Source organism: Candidatus Pelagibacter sp. PS_44 (genome assembly GCF_059417735.1).
Genome location: NZ_CM182063.1, coordinates 191,533 through 216,436 on the forward strand (window position 1 = coordinate 191,533; position 24,904 = coordinate 216,436).

The 24,904-nt window shown below is 30.6% G+C and carries 21 protein-coding genes and 1 tRNA gene; 12 read left to right on the plus strand and 10 right to left on the minus strand.

What is annotated here, in order from left to right; all coding sequences use genetic code 11:
* The first annotated feature begins 1 nt into the window (after window position 1).
* Both thiD and AC5SLO_RS01055 read left to right on the plus strand, forming a co-directional pair.
* Window positions 2-814 carry a bifunctional hydroxymethylpyrimidine kinase/phosphomethylpyrimidine kinase gene (thiD, locus tag AC5SLO_RS01050; protein ID WP_494573356.1) on the plus strand — a complete coding sequence of 271 codons (813 nt, stop codon included), beginning with the start codon at window positions 2-4 and terminating at the stop codon, window positions 812-814.
* The gene (locus AC5SLO_RS01055) at window positions 814-2,106 is read left to right on the plus strand and encodes an adenylosuccinate synthase (protein WP_494573357.1); all 1,293 of its coding nucleotides are present in this window, start codon (window positions 814-816) and stop codon (window positions 2,104-2,106) included. The genes thiD and AC5SLO_RS01055 overlap by 1 nt, the downstream gene beginning before the upstream one ends.
* On the opposite strand, the gene rpoH is transcribed toward AC5SLO_RS01055, so the two are convergent.
* Window positions 2,103-2,984 (minus strand): RNA polymerase sigma factor RpoH, encoded by an 882-nt coding sequence (gene rpoH, locus AC5SLO_RS01060; RefSeq protein WP_494573358.1) that lies wholly within the window; start codon window positions 2,982-2,984, stop codon window positions 2,103-2,105. The genes AC5SLO_RS01055 and rpoH overlap by 4 nt on opposite strands.
* Before the next feature lie 54 nt (window positions 2,985-3,038).
* Window positions 3,039-4,019 carry an RluA family pseudouridine synthase gene (locus AC5SLO_RS01065; protein WP_494573359.1) on the minus strand — a complete coding sequence of 327 codons (981 nt, stop codon included), beginning with the start codon at window positions 4,017-4,019 and terminating at the stop codon, window positions 3,039-3,041.
* Window positions 4,020-4,042: 23 nt separating this feature from the next.
* Here AC5SLO_RS01065 and AC5SLO_RS01070 point away from each other — a divergent pair.
* Window positions 4,043-4,119: transfer RNA gene (locus AC5SLO_RS01070), tRNA-Arg, on the plus strand.
* A 143-nt stretch (window positions 4,120-4,262) separates the two neighbouring features.
* On the opposite strand, the gene AC5SLO_RS01075 is transcribed toward AC5SLO_RS01070, so the two are convergent.
* A complete protein-coding gene (locus AC5SLO_RS01075; protein ID WP_494573360.1) occupies window positions 4,263-5,195 on the minus strand; it encodes an L-threonylcarbamoyladenylate synthase in 933 nt (310 codons plus the stop codon).
* Window positions 5,196-5,449: 254 nt separating this feature from the next.
* On the opposite strand from AC5SLO_RS01075, the gene AC5SLO_RS01080 reads away from it, so the two are divergent.
* The gene (locus AC5SLO_RS01080; RefSeq protein WP_494573361.1) at window positions 5,450-6,322 is read left to right on the plus strand and encodes a polyprenyl synthetase family protein; all 873 of its coding nucleotides are present in this window, start codon (window positions 5,450-5,452) and stop codon (window positions 6,320-6,322) included.
* Window positions 6,319-8,235, plus strand: coding sequence for a 1-deoxy-D-xylulose-5-phosphate synthase (dxs, locus tag AC5SLO_RS01085; RefSeq protein ID WP_494573362.1), 1,917 nt, complete (start codon window positions 6,319-6,321; stop codon window positions 8,233-8,235). Before AC5SLO_RS01080 ends, dxs begins: the two co-directional genes overlap by 4 nt.
* A gap of 8 nt (window positions 8,236-8,243) precedes the next feature.
* On the opposite strand, the gene aroC is transcribed toward dxs, so the two are convergent.
* Window positions 8,244-9,326: a chorismate synthase gene (gene aroC / locus AC5SLO_RS01090; protein ID WP_494573363.1), complete on the minus strand. Its 1,083-nt coding sequence runs from the start codon at window positions 9,324-9,326 to the stop codon at window positions 8,244-8,246.
* A gap of 33 nt (window positions 9,327-9,359) precedes the next feature.
* On the opposite strand from aroC, the gene pdxH reads away from it, so the two are divergent.
* On the plus strand, window positions 9,360-9,986 hold the full coding sequence (gene pdxH, locus AC5SLO_RS01095; RefSeq protein ID WP_494573364.1) for a pyridoxamine 5'-phosphate oxidase: 627 nt from the start codon (window positions 9,360-9,362) through the stop codon (window positions 9,984-9,986).
* On the opposite strand, the gene AC5SLO_RS01100 is transcribed toward pdxH, so the two are convergent.
* Window positions 9,983-10,996, minus strand: coding sequence for a polyprenyl synthetase family protein (locus AC5SLO_RS01100; RefSeq protein WP_494573365.1), 1,014 nt, complete (start codon window positions 10,994-10,996; stop codon window positions 9,983-9,985). The two genes, pdxH and AC5SLO_RS01100, sit on opposite strands and share 4 nt — an antisense overlap.
* A 112-nt stretch (window positions 10,997-11,108) precedes the next feature.
* Here AC5SLO_RS01100 and AC5SLO_RS01105 point away from each other — a divergent pair, with 112 nt between their 5' ends.
* Genes AC5SLO_RS01105 through ppdK form a run of 4 tightly spaced genes read left to right on the plus strand, consistent with a single transcriptional unit; the run spans window position 11,109 to window position 17,530 of the window.
* Window positions 11,109-11,915 (plus strand): S49 family peptidase, encoded by an 807-nt coding sequence (locus AC5SLO_RS01105; RefSeq protein ID WP_494573366.1) that lies wholly within the window; start codon window positions 11,109-11,111, stop codon window positions 11,913-11,915.
* Window positions 11,905-12,789, plus strand: coding sequence for a glycine--tRNA ligase subunit alpha (locus AC5SLO_RS01110; protein WP_494573367.1), 885 nt, complete (start codon window positions 11,905-11,907; stop codon window positions 12,787-12,789). The genes AC5SLO_RS01105 and AC5SLO_RS01110 overlap by 11 nt, the downstream gene beginning before the upstream one ends.
* Window positions 12,789-14,855 carry a glycine--tRNA ligase subunit beta gene (glyS, locus tag AC5SLO_RS01115; protein WP_494573368.1) on the plus strand — a complete coding sequence of 689 codons (2,067 nt, stop codon included), beginning with the start codon at window positions 12,789-12,791 and terminating at the stop codon, window positions 14,853-14,855. The genes AC5SLO_RS01110 and glyS overlap by 1 nt, the downstream gene beginning before the upstream one ends.
* On the plus strand, window positions 14,855-17,530 hold the full coding sequence (gene ppdK, locus AC5SLO_RS01120) for a pyruvate, phosphate dikinase (RefSeq protein WP_494573369.1): 2,676 nt from the start codon (window positions 14,855-14,857) through the stop codon (window positions 17,528-17,530). Before glyS ends, ppdK begins: the two co-directional genes overlap by 1 nt.
* On the opposite strand, the gene nadC is transcribed toward ppdK, so the two are convergent.
* The 3 genes from nadC to ygfZ are packed head-to-tail and all read right to left on the minus strand — an operon-like array spanning window position 17,514 to window position 20,281.
* Window positions 17,514-18,347, minus strand: a complete 834-nt coding sequence (gene nadC / locus AC5SLO_RS01125) for a carboxylating nicotinate-nucleotide diphosphorylase (protein WP_494573370.1) — start codon at window positions 18,345-18,347, stop codon at window positions 17,514-17,516. The two genes, ppdK and nadC, sit on opposite strands and share 17 nt — an antisense overlap.
* 5 nt (window positions 18,348-18,352) lie before the next feature.
* Window positions 18,353-19,342, minus strand: a complete 990-nt coding sequence (nadA, locus tag AC5SLO_RS01130; RefSeq protein WP_494573371.1) for a quinolinate synthase NadA — start codon at window positions 19,340-19,342, stop codon at window positions 18,353-18,355.
* Window positions 19,343-19,393: 51 nt separating this feature from the next.
* Entirely contained in the window at window positions 19,394-20,281 is an 888-nt protein-coding gene (gene ygfZ, locus AC5SLO_RS01135; RefSeq protein ID WP_494573372.1) for a CAF17-like 4Fe-4S cluster assembly/insertion protein YgfZ, read from the minus strand.
* A gap of 43 nt (window positions 20,282-20,324) precedes the next feature.
* On the opposite strand from ygfZ, the gene AC5SLO_RS01140 reads away from it, so the two are divergent.
* Entirely contained in the window at window positions 20,325-21,629 is a 1,305-nt protein-coding gene (locus AC5SLO_RS01140) for a dihydroorotase (RefSeq protein WP_494573373.1), read from the plus strand.
* On the opposite strand, the gene AC5SLO_RS01145 is transcribed toward AC5SLO_RS01140, so the two are convergent.
* Complete coding sequence (locus tag AC5SLO_RS01145) at window positions 21,626-21,958, minus strand: DMT family transporter (RefSeq protein ID WP_494573374.1); 333 nt, start codon at window positions 21,956-21,958, stop codon at window positions 21,626-21,628. The genes AC5SLO_RS01140 and AC5SLO_RS01145 overlap by 4 nt on opposite strands.
* Window positions 21,958-23,853, minus strand: coding sequence for a propionyl-CoA synthetase (locus tag AC5SLO_RS01150; protein WP_494573375.1), 1,896 nt, complete (start codon window positions 23,851-23,853; stop codon window positions 21,958-21,960). Before AC5SLO_RS01150 ends, AC5SLO_RS01145 begins: the two co-directional genes overlap by 1 nt.
* 215 nt (window positions 23,854-24,068) lie before the next feature.
* Between AC5SLO_RS01150 and AC5SLO_RS01155 the strand changes: the two genes are divergently transcribed.
* On the plus strand, window positions 24,069-24,839 hold the full coding sequence (locus AC5SLO_RS01155) for a bacteriorhodopsin-like (protein WP_494573376.1): 771 nt from the start codon (window positions 24,069-24,071) through the stop codon (window positions 24,837-24,839).
* Window positions 24,840-24,904: the final 65 nt, after the last annotated feature.

Consider the following 24,904-nt stretch of genomic DNA (forward strand, 5'->3'; position numbering starts at 1 on the left):
ATTGAAACCTAAAGCAAAAATATTGATAATTGCTGGATCGGACTCTTCTGGTGGAGCTGGCATTCAAGCTGATATTAAAACAGTCACTGCTCTAGGATCTTATGCCATGACAGCAATCACAGCAGTTACAGTTCAAAATACTACAGGTGTAAAATCAATAATCTCAATAAATCCAAAAGAAATATCTAAACAAATAGAATTTACTTCAAAAGATATTAGGCCTGATGCAATCAAGATTGGCATGTTGCACTCTTCTAAAGTTATCAAGTCTGTTATTAAATCTTTAGACATAATAAAAGTTAATAAAATTATTTTAGATCCAGTTATGGTAGCCAAAGGAGGTGCAAAGCTAATTGATAATGAAGCAATAAAATTACTAAAAAATAAATTGATTAAAATAGTTAGTTTAATAACTCCAAATATTCCTGAAGCAGAAATCTTAACTAATACAAAGATTAAAAGTAAAGAAGATATGATTTATGCAGCAAGCAAGCTGTTAAACCTTGGTGCTAAAAATGTATTTATTAAAGGGGGGCATCTAAATTCTAAAATAGTCCAAGATATTTTTGTTAATAAAAAAGAGATTATGATTTTTAAAAACAATCGAATTACAACTAATAATACACATGGAACTGGTTGCACTTTATCTTCAGCTATTACTTCATTTTTTGGATGTGGAAAAACACTAAAGAAATCTTGTGAGCTTGCAACTAAGTATGTAAATAATTCAATTAATTCTAAGATTAACTTTGGTAAAGGCCATGGACCGATTAACCATTTAAGCTCGATAACAATAGAAAAAGAATTTAGATAATGAGAAACGTTGTAGTTGTTGGATCACAGTGGGGAGATGAAGGTAAAGGAAAAATCGTTGATTGGCTGTCAGACCAAGCAGATGTTGTAATTAGATTCCAAGGCGGACATAATGCGGGGCATACTTTAGTTATAGATGGAGTCACGTATAAGTTAAGATTGTTACCTTCTGGAATTGTAAGAAAAAATAAAATTTCAATTATTGGCAATGGAGTTGTTGTTGATCCCTGGGCATTATTGGAGGAAATTAAAGAAATTAAATCTAAAGGTGTTGAGGTTAATATAGATAATTTTATAATTTCAGAATCTGCTAATTTAATTTTACCATTTCACAGAGAAATGGATGAGATAAGAGAAGATGCTGCTGGAAAAGGAAAAATTGGAACTACAAGAAGAGGAATTGGCCCTGCTTATGAAGATAAAGTTGGAAGAAGATCAATTCGAGTTATGGATTTATTGTCAGAGAGTAATCTTGATCATAGATTAGAAACTGTACTTTTACACCACAATGCAATTAGAAAAGGCTTAGGTAAGAGAATCTTTGAAAAAGATAAACTCAAAGCGGACTTGTTAAAAATTGCACCGGAAATACTTAAGTTTTCTCAGCCTGTATGGCTTAGAATTGATGAATTCAAAAAACAAAAAAAGAAAATATTATTTGAAGGCGCACAAGGAATTTTACTTGATGTTGATCATGGAACATATCCCTTTGTAACATCCTCTAACACTGTAGCTTCTAGTGCTGCGACTGGAACTGGTTGTGGACCAAATTCTATTCATTATGTTCTTGGTATAACTAAAGCTTACACAACAAGAGTAGGTGAAGGTCCTTTTCCCACTGAGTTAACCGATGATATTGGAGAATTACTTGGATCAAGAGGAAAAGAATTTGGTACTGTTACAAGCAGAAAAAGAAGATGTGGTTGGTTTGATGGGGTCTTAGTAAGACAAACAATTAAAATTTCAGGAATAGATGGTATTGCACTGACTAAATTAGATGTTTTAGACGAATTAGATGAAATTAAAATGTGTGTTGAGTACGAATTGGATGGAAAAAGAATGGATTATTTGCCTGCAGCCGTTGAAGATCAACTAAAAATAAAACCAATTTATAAAACTTTTCCTGGATGGAAAAGTGCTACTCAAGGAATAAAAAATATTGAGGCTTTACCCGAGAATGCAAAAAAATATATTTATGCGCTAGAGGACTTTATTGGAACTAAGGTTTCAAGTATTTCGACAAGCCCTGAACGAGAAGACACTATTCTTTTAGAAAATCCTTTTGAAGTTTAATTAACAGGTAGCAAATTTTTTGATTTAGCAGATAACAGCATGTGTTTTTGAAGTTTCTCAAAAGCTTTATTCTCAATTTGTCTAATTCTTTCTCTACTAATTTTATACTTTTTACTTAAGTCTTCCAGTGTAGTAGGTTCATCATTTAATCTTCTTGAATATAAAATTTCTCTTTCTCTTTCATTTAATATTTTCATAGAGTCTTTTAACAAACCTTGTCTTTGAACCATCTCTTCTTGATGAGCAAATTTTAAATCATGATCTAATTCTTTATCAACCAACCAATCCTGCCACTCATCTCCATCCTCACCAACTTGAGCATTAAGAGAAAATTCTTTACCTGACAGTCTTCTATTCATTGAAACTACTTCATCTTTACTAACATCAAGTTTATTTGCTATTTCATTTACATGTTCTGGTCTTAAATCACCCTGAGATTGAGGTGCAATTTGATTTTTAATTTTTTTTAGATTAAAAAATAATTTTTTTTGAGCAGTTGTTGTTCCTATTTTTACTAGGCTCCAAGATCTTAATATATATTCTTGTATAGATGCTTTGATCCACCACATTGCATATGTTGCCAATCTAAAACCTTTTTCTGGTTCAAATTTCTTTACAGCTTGCATTAATCCTACATTTCCTTCAGAAATCATTTCATTTACTGGAAGACCATATCCTCGGTATCCCATTGCAATTTTTGCAACAAGTCTAAGATGACTTGTTACTAACTTTTCTGCAGATTTTATATTTCCTGTTGCCTTCCAATTTTTTGCTAACATATATTCTTCTTCAGCTTCGAGCATAGGAAACTTTTTAATCTGCTCAAGATAAGCGGATAGACCACCTTCGTTAGAAAGTGTTGGTAGGTTGTTATTCATAGTAGTGCTCATGATTAGTATTTATTTATTTGACCGTGATATTATTTCAAGACTTTATTTACTAGTATTTCTAAGCAATATTAGAATATTTTCAAGTTCTTGTGGCAAAATTGAGGTAAAGACCATCTCCTCATTAGTTTTTGGGTGAATAAAACCCAACGTTTGAGCATGTAGAAATTGTCTGTTTAATTTACAAATTAAATTTTCTAAATTTGTGTCAATATTTTTAAGTTTTTTATATTTTTTTTTATATTTACCATCACCCATAATGCTATTACCCATGTGAGTCATGTGAACTCTTATTTGGTGTGTGCGTCCAGTTTCTAATCTACATTCAACAAAACTTAATGTAGGTGTTTTGTCATTTTCAAAAACTTCAATAGTTTTATAATTTGTAATTGCTCTTTTACCTTTAGAATTACTTACTTCCATCATTTGTCTATTTTTCGAACTTCGAGTGATAAACGTATCAATTTTTCCAGACGAAGGTCTAAGTTTCCCCCAGATTAAAAGTTGGTAAACTCTGGTAATTGAATGTTCGCTAAATTGATGGGATAAATTTTCATGTGTTTCATTGTTTTTTGCAATAACAATTAATCCAGAAGTGTCCTTATCTATTCTATGAACGATACCAGGGCGCAGTTCATCACCAATTGTAGATAAAGAGTCTTTATTATAATGCATTAGAGCATTTACAATTGTCTCATCATAATTACCTGCTCCTGGATGCATAATAATTCCAGCTGGTTTATTTATTACAAGAAGGTCACTATCTTCATAGATGATTTCTAATTTAAAATTATAAGGTTTTAAAGACGCTTCTTTTGGTTCAGGAATTTGAAGGGTTATTTTATCACCAATTAGTACTTTTTTGGATGGGCTATTAACAATCTTATTATTTAGCTTTAATTTTTCTTTCAGTATTAAATTTTTAATTCTTGTTCTGCTAATTAAATTTTCACGTTTATTAATAAATACATCAAGCCTGAGGTTGATTTCATCTTCTTTAACTATTAAATTAATGTTTTTTTCCATAAAATATAATATTAATACTATACGCGCTTGTAGCTCAACTGGATAGAGCGCCTGACTTCGGATCAGGAGGTTCTGGGTTCGACTCCTAGCAGGCGCACCAATTATTGATGTTATTTTACTACATCTATTTAGTCAAAGTAAACCAACAATCTCATTTGCTTAGCTTCAAAATTAATTTTATCAACTATCATGTTATTTTTATATAATTTTAAAAAATTGATTAGTTCAATTGGTTTTTTTTAATCAAAATTTAGAGGCTCGAATTAATCTGTCATTAATTGTTTTTCCAAGAGCCACATTAGGAATTTTTTCTACTGCTATTGATTTATAACCTTTGTTTTTTATTTTTCTTAAACAGGAATAAAGGTTTTTAGTAGCTTCATTCAAATCTCCTTTTTTACTCAGATAAAAATAATTAGATAAATGATTTTTTCTTTTTTTTATTAAAATATATGCCTCATCAATTTTAGTTTTTTTAATATTCATTTTTAGTGGAATACCAGGTGAATAGTGAATTTTAGATTGGCCAGGAGAAATTTTTTTTTTAGGATTAATATTTATTTTAATTTTCTTAGATAAAACTTTTTCTATTTTAGAAATTTCTAGACCACCTAATCTAAGTATTTTTGGCTTATCTCTTAAATCAATTATTGTTGATTCTATACCTATTTTACATTGACCTCCATCTAAAATATATTTAACTTTATTTCCAAAATCCTCTACAATATCTGAACTCTGCACAGCACTTACTTTCGTTGAAATGTTTGCACTAGGAGCAGCTAATGGGTAATCAAGCTCTTTTAATAATTTTCTAAAGATTTTATGTTTAGGAAATCTTACTGCTAAATTAGATTTTTTGTTAGTGACTATTTTAGAAATTTTGGAATTTTTTTTTAAATCTAAGACATATGTAATCGGCCCAGGAGAGAATTTTTTATACAATTTGATAAAACTATCATTTAACAAACAATCTTTTTTTAAGTCTTTGATATTGTGATAGTGAACAATTAAGGGGTTAGATTTTGGTCTTTTTTTCAATTTATATATCTTTTTAACTGCATTATTAGAGTATGCGTTGGCTGCTAATCCATAGACAGTTTCTGTAGGGACACCTATGCAATAATGATTATCAAGATAATTTTTCGCTTTTTTGATTTTTGATTGATAAAATTTCATATATTAATAATTATTATTATATGAAAGATAAAAATTTACCACTTGATAATACCCCTGGTTCTTTAGAAGAATTAACAATTGAAGCAAATAAAATTATTGAATATCTAGAAAAAAAAAAGATCTAGAGAATTCTATAGACGATTATCAAAAGTTGTTAAGATTAAATAATATTATTGAAAAAAAATTTCATAAGGACAATAAAAAAATTAATGAAGAAACAAAAAATAGAATTAATAAAATATTAACAAAAAAAAATGAGAAATAAGCTTAAAGAAATAGCAAAAGATACAAATATATTTTTACAAAAATTTATTACCAAACAAAAAAAAACTGAATTAATTCCTGCAATGAAATATGGCTTATTTCCTGGCGGAAAAAAGATTAGGTCAAAAATCTTATTAGATATTGGCTCTATATTTAAGATTAAATATCCGACATTAATTGCTATTGGTGCAGCAGTAGAATGTATACATGCATACTCATTAATTCATGATGATTTACCCTGCATGGATAATGACGCTTTAAGAAGAGGTAAACCCTCAACACACATTAAATTTGGTGAGGCTACAGCAGTTCTTGCAGGCAATTCACTTTTAACAATGGCTTTTGAAATTTTAAGTAGCTCTTATTTAAAAATAAGTGAAAGTAGTAAATTGTCTTTAATTAAAAGATTATCTGAATGTTCTGGTCATTTAGGAATAGCAGGAGGACAATATTTAGATTTAAATTTTGAAAAAAAAAAAGTTTCAAAAAATAAGATTATAAATATGGAAGTAAAAAAGACTGGAAAATTATTTAGTTTCTGCTGTTCTGTTGCTCCAATAATAAAAAATAGATCAGCAAAAGAAATAAATTTTTTTGATAAAATTGGTTCTAATGTTGGTCTCTTATTTCAGATAGCAGACGATGTAATCGATTATCAAGGATCTTCCAAGGTTGCTGGAAAAAAAACAGGTAAAGATAAAAAAAAAGGTAAGGCAACCTTAATCAGTTTACTTGGATACAAAAATGCTATTAAATATAGTGAAAATATTAAATTTAAGATAATTAGTGATTTAGATAAACATAATTTTAAATCAAATAATTTAAATGAGACACTGAATTATATTTTAAAAAGAAATAAATGATTGAAGATTATAAATATTTAAAAGAAATTAATTTTCCAGCAGATTTAAGGAAACTTTCTGAGAATCAACTTCAAGATTTATCTAATGAATTAAGATCAGAGATGATAAACGCAGTTTCTCAAACTGGTGGACATTTGGGTGCTGGACTAGGTGTTGTAGAACTAACTGTAGCCTTACATTATGTATTTGATACACCAAATGATAAATTAATATGGGATGTAGGTCACCAAACATACCCCCATAAAATTTTAACTGGTAGAAAGTCAAAGATTAAAACTTTAAGACAAGGAAATGGTTTATCAGGTTTTACTAAAAGATCAGAGAGTGAATACGATCCATTTGGAGCAGCTCACAGCTCAACATCTATTTCATCAGCGCTAGGAATAGCTGAGGCAAACAAGCTATCTAACAAGTCAAATAATGTAATTGCCGTCATTGGTGATGGTGCAATTAGTGCAGGAATGGCTTATGAGGCAATGAATAATGCTGGGGCCTCAAAAACTAAAATGATAGTAGTCTTAAATGATAATGACATGTCGATCGCTAAACCTGTAGGAGCAATGAGAACTTATTTAGCAAAATTATTTTCTGGTAAAATATATTTTAGCTTAAGAGAGACTTTTAAATTAATTACTTCAGCCTTTTCTAAAAGATTTAGTACAAATGCAGGTAAAGCTGAGGATTTTTTACGTTCAGCTGTTACAGGAGGAACACTATTTAATTCACTGGGATTTTACTATGTTGGTCCAATTGATGGACACGATCTGGATACACTTGTTCCAATTTTAAAAAATGCAAGAGACTCTAAGCATCAAGGACCAATTATGATTCATGTTAAAACGCAAAAAGGAAAAGGATATTCATTTGCTGAAAAAGCAAGTGATCATTATCATGGTGTTTCCAAATTTAATGTAGTTACAGGTGAACAAGTAAAAAGTGGTGTAAATCTTCCAGCTTATACAAAGGTGTTTGCAAATACTCTAGTCAAACATGCTGAAAAGGATAGTAAGATAGTTGGTGTTACAGCAGCAATGCCAGGAGGCACAGGTATGGATATTTTTGCAAAACAATTTCCAAAGAGAATGTTTGACGTTGGAATAGCAGAACAACATGCGGTTACTTTTGCTGCTGGTTTATCAACGGAAAATTATAAACCCTATGTTGCAATTTATTCAACTTTTTTACAAAGAGCGTACGATCAAGTTGTTCATGATGTAGCAATACAAAGTTTACCAGTAAGATTTGCTATAGATAGAGCTGGTTTAGTGGGAGCAGATGGATCTACACATGCGGGCTCTTTTGATATTACTTATTTATCAACCTTACCAAATTTTATAGTAATGGCTCCTAGTAATGAGTCTGAATTTATAAAAATGATCAATACTTCAGTGCACATTAATGACAAGCCATGTGCAATTAGATATCCTAGAGGAACTGGAGTTGGTCTTGAGCTTCCATCTATAGATGAAACTTTAGAAATAGGTAAGGGAAGAGTTATTCAAAAGGGAAAACAAGTTTGTATTTTGTCTTTAGGAACTAGGTTGGAGGAGTGTAAAATTGCAGCAGAGGAGCTTAAAATTAAAGGCATTAACCCCACAATCATTGATGCAAGATTTGCAAAACCTTTAGATCAAGAACTTATTTTAAAATGTGCTAGAGAACACGATTTGATGATAACTATAGAAGAAGGTTCAATTGGTGGTTTTGGTTCTCATGTTAAAAATTTATTAGCAGAGAAAGGAATATTTGATAAAGGTTTGAAATTTAGATCAATGACATTACCAGATATTTTTATAGAACAAGATGATCCAAAAAAAATGTATGATGTTGCTGGTTTAAATGCTTCACAAATTTCAAAAAAGATACATGATGTTCTTTTTGTTAAAGAGTCAATTAAAGTAGTTAAAAATTAAAATAAGAACTATCCACACTGAGCTTTATTCATCAGGTAATGATCTAATAAAACACAATTCATCATAGCTTCCCCAACAGGAACTGCTCGAATTCCAACGCATGGATCATGTCTACCTCTAACAGAAATAGTTGTATTTTTTCCAAATTTATCAATCGTTTTTCTAGTTGATAAAATAGAAGAAGTTGGTTTTACAGCAAAAGATGCAATAATTTCTTGACCAGTTGAAATTCCACCTAATATGCCTCCTGCATTATTTGAATTAAATTTTAATTTTTTTCCTTTTTGAGAAATTTCATCAGAATTTTGTTCTCCACTTAATTGAGCTGAATTCATACCTGAGCCAATATTAACTCCTTTGACAGCATTAATACTCATCATAGCAGAAGCAATATCCATATCTAATTTAGAATATATGGGAGCACCTAATCCAACAGGAACTCCTCTTGCTCTTATCTCAATAATTGCCCCACAAGAAGAACCTGATTTTCTTATATTCAATAAATATTTTTCCCACAATTTTATTATATTCTTATCAGGACAAAAAAAAGGGTTTTGATTGATAATTTTATCTGACCATTTAGTTGTATCACATCCAAGTATACCTAGCTGCGTAACAGCACCAATAACTTTGAATTTCTTACCCAATTTATTTTCCAAAACTTTTTTCGCTATTGCACCAGCTGCAACTCTAGCTGCTGTTTCTCTAGCTGATGATCTTCCACCTCCACGGTAATCTCTTATTCCATATTTTTTAAAGTATGTAAAATCTGCATGGCCAGGTCTAAATTTATCTTTAATATTTCCGTAATCTTTTGATCTCATATCTTTATTATAAATAATTAAAGATATTGGAGTCCCTGTTGTTTTTCCTTCAAATACACCTGATAAAATTTGAACTTTATCATCTTCTTTTCTTTGAGTGGTAAATTTTGATTGTCCAGGTTTTCTTCTATCCAATTCTTTTTGTATATCTTGTTCTTTTAAACTAATATTTGGTGGACATCCATCAACCACACACCCTAGAGCAGGACCGTGAGATTCTCCCCATGTTGTGAAACGAAATTGCTTTCCAAAAGTATTAAATGACATTATCTATATTATATAGATTATTTTGTTAAAATTATGAATCAAAAAAACTCACTAGGACTTAATAGTTGCTTTTTAGATATTAAAGACCCAATAAAGCTATTTGAAGTTTGGATGAATGAGGCAAAAAGGTCAGAGACTAACGATCCCAATGCCCTTGCATTGGCCACATCTGATCTCAATAATTTTCCTTCAGTAAGAATAGTTTTATTAAAAGATTTTAATAAGCAAGGATTTATTTTTTATACTAACTTAGAAAGTCAAAAAGGTAATGAATTAAAAAAAAACCCTAAAGCAGCAATGTGTTTTCATTGGAAAAGTCTTTTGAGACAAGTAAGAGTAAATGGTATAGTTAAAAAAGTTACAGATGAGACAGCTGACCAATATTATAATTCTAGAAGCTATGAAAGTAGGATAGGTGCATGGGCCTCCAAACAAAGTTCAGTATTAGATAGTAGAGATGATTTAATAAAATCGATAGAAGATTATAAAAAAAAATATAAAGATAATAATAATGTTCCACGACCAAATTATTGGTCAGGCTGGATTTTAGAACCTTCAAGTATTGAATTTTGGTTAGATGGAAATAGCAGAATCCATGAGAGGCTTAAATTTACTAAAGATGATAATGATGAGTGGAATAGAACGCTATTAAGCCCTTAAAAACTTCTTTCAAGACTAAACGAAGTAAGATCTTCTAAAATTTTTTTCTCTTCATTATTTTTAAAAATACTTAATGAATTAGATGCAAGGTTTATAAAATGTTCTGCTTTTTTATAGCATTCTTTAATAATCTTATATTTATTAATTAGATCTAGTGTAAAACTTAAATCTTCTTTAGATCTAATTTCTTGTTTAAAAATATTTTGTAACTTATCTTTTTCTAAAGAATTAACTTTTTGAAATAATAAAATCACTGGAAGGGTAATTTTACCTTCAAAAAAATCCTTACCAATTTTTTTACCAAAATTTTTAAGATTAGAATTATAATCTAAAGTGTCATCTGCAATTTGAAAAGTTAATCCTAAATTTTTTCCATAAAACTCCAAAGCTTCTTTTTCTTTAGTTTCACTATTTGATAAAATTGCACCAACTTTAGTGGCCGCTGAAAAAAGTTCTGCAGTCTTAGCTGTAATTATTTTAAGATAAGTTTCCTCAAGCATGTCTGTTTCTCCTTTATACTGAAGTTGTAAAACTTCTCCCTGAGCTATTTTAGACGATGTTGAAGATAAAAGTTTTAAAACTTCTAAATTACCATCCTCTACCATCATTTCAAAACATCTGCTAAGAAGGTAATCTCCAATTAATACAGAAGAGTGATTTCCCCAAATTGAGTTAAGAGTTTTTTTTCCTCGTCTTATATTTCCAAGATCAATTACATCATCATGCATAAGAGTAGCACCATGTATCATCTCAACACAAGCTGCCAAATTAATATCTCTGCCACCTTTTGTGTAGCCACACAATTTAGCGGATCCAAGAGTCAACAAGGCTCTTAGTCTTTTTCCTCCAGTTAATATATGGTAATCAGTCATTTTTTGAACTAAATCTACTTCACTTATGAGTTTTGATTTAATTTTTTCTTCAACAAGAACTAATTTTTCATCAACAGAATCTTTCAGTTGAAAGTAAGAATTATTTATTTGATTTCTTAGTTGAACTACAGTGCCCATAATTATTAAGTTAGTATAATTCAGTTATATTTATTACTTATCAATTGACGCACCTTAATCTTCAACTATAAGTAGGCTTTATATTAAATCAAAAATTCTGTAAGGAATAACAATGTTCTCTTTTTTTAAAAAGAAAAAAATAGTAGCCCATATTAGATTAAATGGAGTTATTGGAAATGCTGGTAAATTTAAGCAGGGTATTGATTTTGCAGGTCAAGAAGAGATAATAAAAAAAGCATTTTCTCTAAAAAAAGCTAAAGCTGTAGCAATTACAATAAATTCCCCTGGAGGATCACCAGTTCAATCTCATTTAATATATAAATTCATAAGAGCTCAAGCAAAAAAGAATAATATTAAAGTAATAGTTTTTGCTGAAGATGTTGCTGCATCAGGAGGTTATCTAATAGCATGTGCGGGGGATGAAATATACGCAAACTCAAGCTCAATCATTGGCTCCATAGGAGTTATATATTCTTCATTTGGTTTCACCGAACTTATAAAAAAAATTGGTGTTGAAAGAAGAGTACATACTGCTGGGAAAAATAAAAGTTCGCTGGATCCTTTCCAAGATGAAAAAAAAGAGGATATAGATAGACTTAAAAGTATTCAACTAGACTTGCATAAAGATTTCATAGATGTTGTTGAAGAAAGCAGAGGATCTAAATTAAAAAAAGATGGTATTGAACTTTTTTCAGGTGAGTTCTGGGCTGGCAGTAAAGCAAAAGAACTAGGTTTAATTGATGAATTAGGTGATACTAGTCAAATTTTGAAAGAAAAATTTGGAGAGGATGTTGTTATCAAAAAATTTGAAAAACCAAAAGGATGGTTTAGCAAAAAATTTTCTTCTTCTGTAAATCAAGTTGACCAGTTGGCAACTATTTTGGAGGAAAGATCTATCTGGCAAAGATATGGCTTCTAAAGAAAAAATCAAAAATAAAAAAACAAAATCATTTCAAGATATAATTCTGAATCTTCAGAAGTATTGGAGCAAGCAAGGCTGTTTAATCCTTCAACCATATGATATAGAAGTTGGAGCTGGTACTTTTCATCCTGCAACGACATTAAGATCATTAGGGCCAAAACCTTGGAAGGCTGCCTATGTGCAACCATCAAGAAGACCTACAGATGGTAGGTATGGAAATAACCCAAATAGATTGCAGCATTATTATCAATTTCAAGTTTTGATTAAACCATCACCAGATAACATTAAAAAACTTTACTTAAATAGCCTGTCAGTAATTGGCATTAATCATAAAGAACATGATATTAGATTTGTGGAAGATGACTGGGAAAGTCCAACGTTAGGAGCGGCAGGATTAGGATGGGAAGTTTGGTGTGATGGTATGGAAATTACACAATTCACTTATTTTCAACAAATGGGTGGCATAGAATGTAAACCTGTATCAGTGGAAATCACATATGGCTTAGAAAGAATATGCATGTTTACTCAGCAAAAAAAAAATGTTTATGATCTTTTGTGGAATGATGAAGGTATTAAATATGGAGAAGTATTTTTGCAAGCTGAAAAAGAATTCTCAGCATATAATTTTGAACATGCCAATACAGATAATCTATTTAAAATGTTTGATATGCATGAATTTGAAGCAAAGGCATTAGTAGAAAAAAAAATTTCATTACCTGCATACGATCAATGCCTAAAAGCTAGTCATGTATTTAACATTTTAGATGCACGAGGAGCCATAAGTGTTGCTCAAAGAGCAGGATATATTGGACGTATTAGAGATATTACCAAGGCAGTTGCAGAAATGTGGTTGAGTAGCCAAATAGATTAATGTCTGAATTTTTTTTAGAATTATTTAGTGAAGAAATACCTGCAGGATTACAACAAAATGCTCGTAAAACACTATTGGAGAGTTTTCACAAACTTTTTTCAGAAAAGAAAATTGTATTTAAAAAAAGTACATCTTTTTCAACACCAAATCGCCTTGTAATTTTATTTGAGGGACTATCTAAAGAAGTAATACAAAAAGAAGAAGAAATAAGAGGACCAATTATAAGTGCACCAGAAAAAGCATTAGAGGGCTTTATAAGATCAAATAAAATAGAAAAAAAAGACTTATTTAAAAAAAAAATAGAAAAAGGTGAATTTTATTTTTATATAAAATCTTCTAAAAAGACTAGCACAATTAATTTATTACAAGAGCAAACACCAATAATACTTGAAAATCTTCAATGGAAGAAATCAATGAAATGGGGGAATTATAGTTTAAATTGGGCGAGACCTTTAAAATCAATATTAGGTATTTTTGATGGTAAAAATTTAAACTTTAAATTCCATCATTTAAGCTCTTCCAATACAACCTTTGCAGATAAAGAATTTGAAGATAAGAAAAAAAATTTTAAAAATTTCAAAAATTATGAAAAGTTTTTTAGCCATTCAGGAATTATTATTAATCAATCTTTAAGAAAAGCATTTATTATAAAGCAATTTGAAAGAATATCTCAAAAAAAAAATTTCACTATTGCGGCTAATAAGAAACTTTTAGATGAGGTTACTGATTTAGTCGAACAACCAAATATTATAGTTTGTAAATTTGATGAAAAATTTTTAGATATACCTAAAGAAATCTTGATAATTACAATGCAACATCATCAAAAATATTTTCCAACCTTTGATAAAAACGGAAAGATCACAAATGAATTTTTAGTTGTTGCAAATAACAAGGATACGTTGGGTTTTATAAAATTGGGTAATGAGAGAGTTGTTGATGCAAGATTAAGTGATGCTCAATTTTTTTGGGAAAAGAATAAATCCCAAAATCTTGTTAAGCAAGTTTCCAAATTGAAAAACATGAATTACTTTAAAGGATTGGGCTCTTATTTTGATAAAATCCAAAGAATGAGAAAACTAGGAGGAATGATTTCAGACCAATTATTAATTAGCAAAGATCAAGTGGAGTTATCAGCATCAATCTGTAAGGTAGATTTAATCTCAGATTTAGTTGGTGAGTTTCCAGAGCTTCAAGGAATAATGGGTGGTTATTTTTCTGAAGTACAAGGTTTTGATAAGGAAATAGCTCTCGCTGTTCGTGAACATTATTTGCCATCCGGTCTTGATAGCAAGACACCCAAAAAGCCATTTAGTGTAGCTTTAGCTCTTACTGATAAAATTGATACCCTAGTTGGATTTTTTGGTATTAATCAAAAACCTACAAGCTCAAAAGATCCATATGCATTAAGGAGATCTGCTTTGGGTGTCGTAAAACTTTTAATTGATAACAATAAAGATTTTAAAATTAAAGATTTAATCAGTTATTCAACATCCCTGCATAGAGACCAGGGTTTTGAGTTAACTAATGAGTTGCATCAAAAAGAATTAGCAGAATTTTTGATGGATAGGCTTAAATATTATATGAAAGAAAAACAAATTAGAGGAGATATTATTGAAGCGAGTGTTGGTTCTCACAATTTAGATAATATGAATAAAATATATAATAAGGCATCAACATTAAATAGCGTTATTTCTAAAGAAATTGGAGAGGATATTGTCATAAATTATAAAAGAGCATCAAGTATATTAAGTGGTGAGTTAAAAGATAAAGATATTGAATTATCAAATACAACTGATCCTGGTATTTTTAAAAATGATTATGAAAAAAACCTATTTAAAAAGATAAATGAATTAAGGAAATATTTTAGCAGCATTAACAAAGATGAAAATTATAAGGAAACACTAATAGTTTTAGCGAGTGCAAAAAAAGTAATTTCAGATTTTTTTGATAACGTAAAAGTCAATGATGAGGATAAAAATATTAAAAAAAACAGATTGGAACTTTTACAAATGTTATGTAGAACATTTAACAATTATATTAATTTTTCTAACATAGAGACCAAATAGTGAATAAACTGATATTAAATTTTAAATCTAAAGAGTCTAAAAAGATAAAGAGTCCTAAAAATTTTTTAGGTGGTAAGGGAGCTAATCTTTCAGAAATGGGAAGAATGGGGCTACCTGTCCCACCAGGCTTTACAATCTCAACTAAAGTTTGTGAATTATTTTATAAAGATAAAAAAAAATTAAATTCCAAAATAATTAATAGTATTAAAAAAGAATTAAGAATTATTGAAAAAGAAGTAGGAAAAAAATTTGGTGATTTAAAAAATCCATTATTATTGTCTGTTAGATCTGGTGCTAGAGTATCAATGCCAGGTATGATGGATACAATTTTGAATTTAGGCTTAAATGACAAAACTGTAATAGCTCTAGCAAATAAAACTTCAAATACAAGATTTGCAAAAGATAGTTATAGAAGATTTATCCAAATGTATGGAAATGTTGTAATGGGGGTGGAGAGCTATCATTTTGAAGAGTTAATTGAAAATTATAAATTAACAAAAGGTGTGCTTTTAGATACAGATTTAGATGCTAGTGATTGGGAGGGGTTAATTAATGATTTTAAAAAAGTTGTTAAAAATCAAACAAAAAAAGAATTTCCACAAAATGTATTTGAGCAATTGCTTGGAGCAATAAATGCAGTTTTTTTATCTTGGGAGAGTAATAGAGCAAAGGTTTATAGAAAATTAAATCAAATACCAGCAGAGTGGGGCACAGCTGTTAATGTACAATCCATGGTTTTTGGTAATATGGGTAATGATTGTGCAACAGGAGTTGTCTTTACTAGAAACCCATCTGATGGCTCTAATGAAGTTTACGGAGAATACTTAATTAATGCACAGGGTGAAGATGTGGTAGCTGGAACAAGAACACCACAATATATTACAAAAAAAGCTCGTAAGGATGCTAAAGCTAAAGAAGCATCTATGGAAGAGTCTATGCCAAAAGTATTTAAGCAACTAGATAAAATTTTAAAGGTTTTAGAAAAACACTACAAAGACATGCAAGATGTAGAGTTTACAGTGGAGAATAATAAACTTTGGATGTTACAGACAAGATCTGGAAAAAGAACTTCAAAATCTGCAGTTAAAATTGCCGTAGATATGGTTAAAGAAGGATTGCTGTCAAAAAAAGAGGCTGTAATGAGAATAGATCCTGCTTCACTTGATACCTTATTGCACCCTACACTTGATGAAAAAAGTTTAGTTAATGTAATAGCAAATGGATTGCCTGCATCTCCAGGTGCAGCAAGTGGAAAAGTTGTTTTTTCATCAGAAGAGGCTGAAAGATTAAATGATGTGATGCAAGATACAATCTTAGTGAGAGTTGAAACTTCCCCAGAAGATATTCATGGAATGCATGCTGCAAAAGGAATTTTAACTGCTAGAGGAGGAATGACTAGTCATGCGGCAGTTGTGGCAAGAGGCATGGGAAGACCATGCGTTTCTGGTTCAAGTGAAATTGATATCAACTATGAAGCAAAAACTTTTAAAACATCTTCAATTGAAGTTAAAGAAGGACAGATAATTACAATTGATGGTTCAACTGGTAGAATTATTCTTGGAGAAGTTCCAACAGTTAAACCAGAAATTTCTGGGGATTTTTCAAAATTAATGAGTTGGGCAGATAGTTTCAGAAAGTTGAAGGTTAGAACTAATTCAGAAACTCCACTTGATACAAAAACTGCAAGAGACTTTGGTGCCGAAGGTATTGGTCTTTGTAGAACAGAGCATATGTTCTTTGATGAAGAAAGAATTTTATCAGTTAGAGAAATGATCCTGTCAAAAACAGTTGATGATAGAAATAAAGCTTTATCAAAACTATTACCACATCAGAGAAATGATTTTATTGAAATATTTAAAATTATGAGTGATTTGCCAGTAACAGTTAGATTGCTAGATCCCCCTTTACATGAGTTTCTTCCTAGAACAGAAAAAGAAATAAATGATGTAGCAAATGTAGTAGGCTTACCATTGAAGGAAATAGAGTCCAGAATTAATGAGTTACATGAACAGAATCCAATGTTAGGACATAGAGGCTGTAGATTGGGAATTTCCTTTCCAGAAATTTATGAAATGCAATGTAGGGCAATTTTTGAAGCTTTATCTGATTTAAAAATTAAGAAGATTAAATCAGCATTTCCTGAAATAATGATTCCTCTTGTATCGACTGAAGCTGAAATTAAAATAATGAAAGATCTAGTAATAAGAGTTGCACAAGAAGTTCAAAAAGATAAAAAAGTTAAAATTGATTATTTAGTAGGAACCATGATTGAGCTCCCTAGAGCAGCTATAAAAGCTAATGACATAGCAAAACATGCAGAGTTTTTTAGCTTTGGCACTAATGATTTAACTCAAACAACATTTGGTTTGAGTAGAGACGATAGTGGAAAATTTTTAAATGATTACCTTGATAATAAGATTTTTTCTATAGATCCTTTTGTTTCCATAGATGATGGCGTAGGTGATCTTGTTGAAATTGCAGTAAAAAAAGGCAGAGAAACAAATAAAAAAATTAAACTTGGAATTTGTGGAGAACATGGGGGAGATCCAAAAAGTATTCATTTTTGCTCAAAAGTAGGTTTAGATTACGTTTCATGCTCACCTTATAGGGTACCAGTTGCAAGATTGGCCGCTGCTCAAGCAGAAATATCAAAAAAAATTAAATCTCTAATTTAAAGTCAACAGCTGGAACGCTATGAGTGATACTACCAATAGAAACTCTATCTACACCTGTTGCTGCAATTTTTTTTATGGATTTTAAATTGACGTTTCCTGATGCTTCAGTTTCGTAGTATTTTTTTGCGATTTTAACTCCAGTCTTTAGCGTTTTTATATTCATATTATCAAATAAGACTGTATCAAACTTTAGACCTATTATTTTTTTAAGTTGATTAAGATTATCAACTTCAACCGTAATTTTTCTTCCTTTTTTATTCTTTATAGCCAGCAAAACTAAAGTTTTAATATCATAACTTGCTATATGATTATCTTTAATTAAAAACTCATCACTTAAATTGAATCTGTGGTTTGTTCCACCACCTAACTTTACAGCATATTTTTGTATTATTCTTAAAGTTGGAATTGTTTTTCTGGTACAGCAAATTTTACAGTTCTTATTAACTAGTTTAACAAATTGATTGGTTTTAGTTGCTATACCAGAGATATGACTCAAAAAATTTAATGCAACTCTCTCACCAATTAAAATATTTTCAGCCTTACCTTGTATTATTGCAATAACATCTTTTTTTTTTACAATTGAACCTTCTTTTTTCTTAATAGTAAATTTTATTTTATTATCTATTAGCTTAAATGTGTGTTTTGCAAATTCTAATCCCGCAATTATTGCTGGTTGATTGGAAATTAGTTTAACTTTAATAGTTTTATTATTTTTGATTAAATTTGATGTAATGTCACCATCTGGATAAAGGTCTTCATTTAAGGCAAGCTTGACTTTATTTTTTATATAATAGGTACTTAGTTTAAATTTAGACACTTTTGTTATCTGCCAACAGCAGTCATTCTTTCAACGGGTATGCGAGCTTTATTGATAGTTTCTTTATCCATAATTATTTCACCTGTTTCATTTTCCAAACAAGCTAAAATCTTTGGAAGTGTAATTCTTTTCATATGAGGGCATAAATTGCATGGTTTAATAAACTCAACGTTAGGATTCTCTACTTGAATATTATCGCTCATAGAACACTCCGTAACCATCATTACTTTTTTAGGCTGATTATCTTCAACATATTTAATCATTCCAGAAGTTGATCCTGCAAAATCACTAGCTTTAATAACATCTGGAGGACATTCTGGGTGGGCAATTATTTTTATTCCAGGATTATTATTTCTTATCTCGTTTATCTCTTTTTCATTAAACTGATCATGTACAACGCAAATACCCTTCCAAGCAATTATTTCAACATCAGTTTGAGACGCTACATATTTAGCTAGGTAGTCATCTGGCAAAAATATAACTTTTTTGACACCTAAAGAATTTACAATCTTAACCGCATTAGCTGATGTACAGCATATATCAGTTTCAGCTTTAACATCTGCCGATGTATTAACATATGATACAACAGGAACACCCGGATACTTTTCTTTTAGTAATCTTACATCTTTACCTGTAATAGAGGATGACAAAGAGCATCCAGCTAGCATGTCTGGTAATAAAACTTTTTTTTCAGGACTCATTAATTTTGCTGTCTCTGCCATAAAGTGTACTCCAGCCATTACAATTATATCAGCTGAAGTTTTTGATGCTTCAACTGCTAGCGCTAAAGAGTCAGCTGCAAAGTCTGCAACACCGTGATAGATTTCAGGTGTCTGATAGTTATGAGCTAGAATTACTGCATTTTTTTCTTTTTTTAATTGATTAATTCTATGAACATATGGAGCATGAACCGACCATTCAATTTCAGGTAAAACCTTTGAGATTTTTTGATAAATTGGATCGGTTGCTTTTTTTACTTCTTCAGTGAACTCCATACTAAAACCTATCAATTTGATACAATCTTGTCATGCATTTATTCTGACGCACTAATTAATCCAACTAGGAATGTTAATTTTTAACTTGGCATTTTTGCTTTTAAACTCATTTTCTTGATTAAAATTATCATCCAAATATTTAATTAAAGCAAAAGGATATTCATTACTTATTAAAACTTTTCCTATCTCAAAATCACCATTATAGATTAAATCATCTTGATTTATTTCTCCTTCAATTAAATAAATAGGTAATAATCTTTTTGAAAGTTTATTTTTTAATTTAATTCTTGCAGTATTCTCTTGCCCAACATAACAGCCTTTTTTAAAGTCTATTCCATTCAATTCTTCAAAGTTACATTCAATTCCAAATAGCTTATTCTGTAATTCATTCATGTTTTTTTGAGGAATTCCTAATTTATGACTCAATTCATAATATTCAGAAATTGGAGAGTCTTTTAGCTCCAATTTTTTTAAAGATAGATAAAGCTTTTCTAAATTAATGATAAGCCTGGCACCTAAATCTTTATTTCTTGGGTCTAACAAGATGGAATCTTCTCTATATTTAATTGTGTTCCCAGCAATATCTTTTGATCCTTCAAATTCTAAAAATTTTTCTTTATTAAACGCAGCTACAACAAATTCGTTACTAAGATTCATAATTTCAACTTTTGATCTAAGTTTATAGACACTAAGTTGTTTGAAAAGTGCTTCTGTTTGGGATTTTTCACAGTCAATGAAGTAGCCAGACTTGTGTTTTATAATAATAAAAGCAAAAAGAAATTTTCCTTGAGGAGTTAATAGTGATGCAAAACAACTACTGTCTTCACGTACTTTATCAATATCATTACTAATCATATTCTGTAAAAATTCTTTAGCATCTGTACCGTTTATATACAGAATTCCTCTATCTTCTAAAATGTACACATTTTGATTATTCATAATTGATTGATGTCTTAATATAATATAATTACTTTTTTCATAAATGTTAGATCTAATAATTAAAAACGGTTCTTGCTACATAGATAAAGATCTTAAAGATCAAGATATAGCAATCAAAGATGGTAAAATCATAGAAATTGGTAAAATTGATAGTGAAGCAAAAGAAGTTTTTGATGCCAAGGGATTAACTGTTTTACCAGGATGTATTGATACTCAAACTCATTTTAGGGAACCCGGATCAACTGACACTGAAGATCTTCATTCTGGAAGTAGGGCAGCAATTGTTGGAGGAATAACGAGTGTTTTTGAAATGCCAAATACTAATCCACCAACTTCTAATAAAGTTGAATTTCAAAAGAAATTAGATCTTGCAAAAAATAGAATGTATTGCAACTATGCTTTTTATTTTGGCGCAACACCAGATAACGCTGATGAGTTAGCAGACTTAAAAAACTTAGAAGGATGTTGTGGAATTAAGCTTTTTGCCGGTTCTTCGACAGGAAATCTATTGGTTCAATTTGAAGAAGATATTGAAAAAGTATTTAAAAGTAGTTCTAAAGTTGTTTCAGTTCACTCTGAAGATGAAGAAATTTTAAATAGGAATAAAAAATTAATTAAAGATGGAGATGTTCACTCACATCCAATTTGGAGAAGTGAGGAATGTGCAATTTCATCGACTAGAAGAATTGTAAGAATAGCTGAGCGATATAAAAAAAAAGCACACATCCTTCATGTAACAACAAAACAAGAAATTGATTTTTTATCGCAGCACAAAGGTAACATCACATTTGAGATAACGCCTCAACATCTAACAATCTACGCCCCAGATTGTTATGATAAACTTGGAACATATGCTCAAATGAATCCACCAATAAGAGATAAGTCTCACTATGACAGGTTGTGGTATGGAGTAAAAAATAATCTTAATGATACAATTGGTTCTGATCATGCTCCACACTTAAAAGAAAACAAAGAAAAAAAATATCCAAATTCACCATCTGGAATGCCAGGTGTTCAGACACTTTTACCAGTTATGTTAAACCATGTTAATGATGGAAAATTAAGTTTAGAACAATTAATGAATTTTATATGTGAAAATCCAGTAAAAATTTTTGGCATTCAAGGTAAAGGTTTTATTAAAGAAGGATTTGATGCAGACTTCACAATCGTTGATATGAATAAAAAAATTATAATTAAAAATGAAAATATTGAAAGTAAATGCGCCTGGTCACCTTTTGATGGGTATGAATTTAAAGGAACTCCTGTGTCAACAATTATTGCTGGCCAAATCAAAATGAGAGATGGTAAGATATTGGGTGAACCTGACGGTAAGCCTTTAAAATTTTAGATATTTTTTATAGTAAAGCTATTTACCAGAACAACACCAGTAACAATAAAGAACAACCCTAAAACAGCCTGCCATGATAGTGATTGTTTGAAGAAAATATATCCTAATATTGCAATTGTAAATATACCAAGGCCACTCCATGTTGCATAAACAATGGCGATAGGAAGTTTATCAACCACAAATGTTAAAAGGTAAAATGAAGATAGATACAAAATTGCAAGTGTTGTGGTTGGAATTATTTTGGTAAAATTTTGTGAAACGGGTAATAACATTGTTCCACCTACCTCACAAAAAATTGCAATAGTTAAAAATAAATATGTCTTTATCATTATTTAAGAATATTATTTTTCATTAAGTCTTCTTTTATCTCAGTTAAAATTGAAGGATCATCAATAGTTGCTGGCATTTTATAATCTTCCCCATCAGCAATTTTTCTTATTGTTCCTCTCAATATTTTTCCAGATCTTGTTTTTGGCAATCTTTTAATAACAATTACAATCTTAAATGCAGCAACAGGACCAATTTTATCTCTAACCATCTGAATGCACTCTTTTGAAACTGTTGCGTGATCTTTTTCAACACCAGATTTAAGAACGACCAAACCAATTGGCAATTGTCCTTTTAATTTATCCGCAACGCCTAATACTGCACACTCAGCAACTGATTGGTGTTCTGATAAAACTTCTTCAATAGCTCCAGTTGATAATCTGTGGCCTGCAACATTAATAATATCATCTGTTCTAGACATAATCCAAATGTAACCATCTTCATCTATATGACCTGCATCATAAGTTTCATAGTAACCGTCATAGTTCGTCATGTAATTATCTTTGTATCTTTTATCTGCATTCCATAGTGTTGGAAAAGTTCCAGGAGGCAAAGGTAATTTTATAACTATATCTCCCATCTCATTAGGTTTTGCTAAAGTTTGATCTGGCTTCATAATTTGAACGTCATAACCAGGGACTGCCTTACAAGCTGAGCCATACTTTGTTTTCATCATTTCAATTCCTGTACAATTAGAACTAATTGCCCAACTAGTTTCTGTTTGCCACCAATGATCAATTACAGGAACTTTTAATAAATTTTCTGCCCACTTAATGGTATCAGGGTCAGCCCTTTCACCAGCTAAAAACAATGACTCAAATTTACTTAAATCATACTTAGAAAAAAACTTCCCCTCAGGGTCTTCTTTTTTAATAGCCCTAAAAGCAGTTGGTGCAGTAAAAAGTGATTTTACTTTATAATCAGAAATTATTTTCCAAAAAGCACCAGCATCAGGAGTGCCAACAGGTTTTCCTTCAAATAGTACTGTGGTGCAACCTTTAAACAAAGGAGCATAGACTATATAAGAATGACCAACTATCCAGCCAATATCACTTGCTGACCACCAGACATCATCAGTATCAATATTATAAATATTTTTCATAGTCCATTTTAGAGCAACTATATGACCACCAATATCTCTAACTATTCCTTTAGGAACACCCGTAGTTCCTGAGGTATATAAAATATAAGCTAAATCATTTGAATTCATTTCAACACAATCTACTTCTTTTGCATTTGAAAGCGCTTCATCCCAACTGATTTCTTTTGGAGCATTTATATTTGCTTCATTTCCAGATCTTTGAAATAGGATTAATTTTTCTATCTTATGAGATGCCATTTTTATGGCCTCATCCACTAGAGGTTTGTACTCAACAGTTCTTCCTGGTTCAAAACCACACGAAGCCGTTACTAATATTTTTGCTTTACTATCATCGATTCTGCTTGCTAATTCACTGGATGCAAAACCACCAAATACCACTGAGTGAATTGCTCCAATTCTTCCACAAGCCAACATTGCAATAACTGCCTCTGGGATCATGGGCATATAGATTATAACTCTATCTCCCTTATTAACCCCTTGGTTTTTTAAAGCTCCTGCAAATTTTGAAACTTTTTCTTTTAATTCTTTATAGGTAAACTGCTTTTTGTTACCAGTTATGGGACTGTCATAGATTAAAGCTAATTTTTCACCTCTACCTTCATCGATATGAATGTCTAAAGCATTATAACAGGTGTTGGTAACTCCATCTTCAAACCATTTATAAAAAGGAGGATTAGATTTGTTTAGAATTTTTGCTGGTTTTTTAAACCAAAATATATCCTTCGAGACTTCTTGCCAAAACTCTTCAGGTTTTTTAATAGAATTTTCGTATATTTGGTGAAATTTATTATTCATTGGTTTTGATTCTATTTTTTATTATTTTTGGGTTTTTAAATTAAAAATTGTATTTAAATTTAAAAAGTCAATAAAATCAACACAAATTAGACGAATTTAAAACTTCTAAAAACTTACTTATTTTGATAGTTAATCCACATTATAGATACAAACTAATATTTGTGTCTAGTTTATATAAACTAAAAGTTAAAAACTAACAAAAGAGGGAGTTTTTTATGAAAAAACTAAAATTGTTTGCTCTTACAGCTGTAGCCCTTATGGGTGTTACAGGTGTAGCAAACGCAGAAACTGCACTGTTAGCTTCTGATGACTTTGTCGGAATTTCGTTCTGGCTTGTGTCAATGGCGTTATTAGCGTCAACGGCATTCTTTTTTATTGAAAGAGCATCAGTTCCAGCTGGCTGGAGAGTTTCAATAACTGTTGCAGGACTAGTAACTGGTATTGCATTCATACACTACATGTACATGAGAGATGTGTGGATCATGACTGGTGAGTCACCAACAGTATACAGATATATTGACTGGTTAATTACAGTTCCATTATTGATGTTAGAATTCTATTTTGTTCTTGCAGCAGTAAATAAAGCAAACTCTGGAATATTCTGGAGATTGATGATTGGTACTTTAGTAATGTTAGTCGGTGGATACTTAGGAGAAGCAGGATACATTAATGCTACACTTGGTTTTGTAATCGGTATGGCTGGATGGTTCTACATTCTTTATGAAGTGTTTTCAGGTGAAGCAGGTAAAAATGCAGCGAAGAGCGGAAACAAAGCTCTTGTTACTGCGTTTGGTGCTATGAGAATGATCGTTACAGTTGGTTGGGCTATTTACCCATTAGGTTATGTATTTGGTTACCTAACAGGTGGTGTAGATGCTAACGCGCTAAACGTGATTTACAATGCAGCTGACTTTTTGAACAAGATCGCTTTTGGTCTAATCATTTGGGCAGCAGCAATGCAACAACCTGGTAGAGCTAAGAAGTAGTTTTACTCGTTAAATAATTAAAAAAAAGGGCAGGTATGTTTTTGCATACTTGCCCTTTTTTCTTT

Coding starts and splice junctions, on each gene's coding strand:
- AC5SLO_RS01055 (WP_494573357.1), top strand. CDS start 814: ATGAGAAACGTTGTAGTTGTTGGATCACAGTGGGGAGATGAAGGTAAA.
- rpoH (WP_494573358.1), bottom strand. CDS start 2,984: ATGAATAACAACCTACCAACACTTTCTAACGAAGGTGGTCTATCCGCT.
- AC5SLO_RS01065 (WP_494573359.1), bottom strand. CDS start 4,019: ATGGAAAAAAACATTAATTTAATAGTTAAAGAAGATGAAATCAACCTC.
- AC5SLO_RS01075 (WP_494573360.1), bottom strand. CDS start 5,195: ATGAAATTTTATCAATCAAAAATCAAAAAAGCGAAAAATTATCTTGAT.
- AC5SLO_RS01080 (WP_494573361.1), top strand. CDS start 5,450: ATGAGAAATAAGCTTAAAGAAATAGCAAAAGATACAAATATATTTTTA.
- dxs (WP_494573362.1), top strand. CDS start 6,319: ATGATTGAAGATTATAAATATTTAAAAGAAATTAATTTTCCAGCAGAT.
- aroC (WP_494573363.1), bottom strand. CDS start 9,326: ATGTCATTTAATACTTTTGGAAAGCAATTTCGTTTCACAACATGGGGA.
- pdxH (WP_494573364.1), top strand. CDS start 9,360: ATGAATCAAAAAAACTCACTAGGACTTAATAGTTGCTTTTTAGATATT.
- AC5SLO_RS01100 (WP_494573365.1), bottom strand. CDS start 10,996: ATGGGCACTGTAGTTCAACTAAGAAATCAAATAAATAATTCTTACTTT.
- AC5SLO_RS01105 (WP_494573366.1), top strand. CDS start 11,109: ATGTTCTCTTTTTTTAAAAAGAAAAAAATAGTAGCCCATATTAGATTA.
- AC5SLO_RS01110 (WP_494573367.1), top strand. CDS start 11,905: ATGGCTTCTAAAGAAAAAATCAAAAATAAAAAAACAAAATCATTTCAA.
- glyS (WP_494573368.1), top strand. CDS start 12,789: ATGTCTGAATTTTTTTTAGAATTATTTAGTGAAGAAATACCTGCAGGA.
- nadA (WP_494573371.1), bottom strand. CDS start 19,342: ATGGAGTTCACTGAAGAAGTAAAAAAAGCAACCGATCCAATTTATCAA.
- ygfZ (WP_494573372.1), bottom strand. CDS start 20,281: ATGAATAATCAAAATGTGTACATTTTAGAAGATAGAGGAATTCTGTAT.
- AC5SLO_RS01140 (WP_494573373.1), top strand. CDS start 20,325: ATGTTAGATCTAATAATTAAAAACGGTTCTTGCTACATAGATAAAGAT.
- AC5SLO_RS01145 (WP_494573374.1), bottom strand. CDS start 21,958: ATGATAAAGACATATTTATTTTTAACTATTGCAATTTTTTGTGAGGTA.
- AC5SLO_RS01150 (WP_494573375.1), bottom strand. CDS start 23,853: ATGAATAATAAATTTCACCAAATATACGAAAATTCTATTAAAAAACCT.
- AC5SLO_RS01155 (WP_494573376.1), top strand. CDS start 24,069: ATGAAAAAACTAAAATTGTTTGCTCTTACAGCTGTAGCCCTTATGGGT.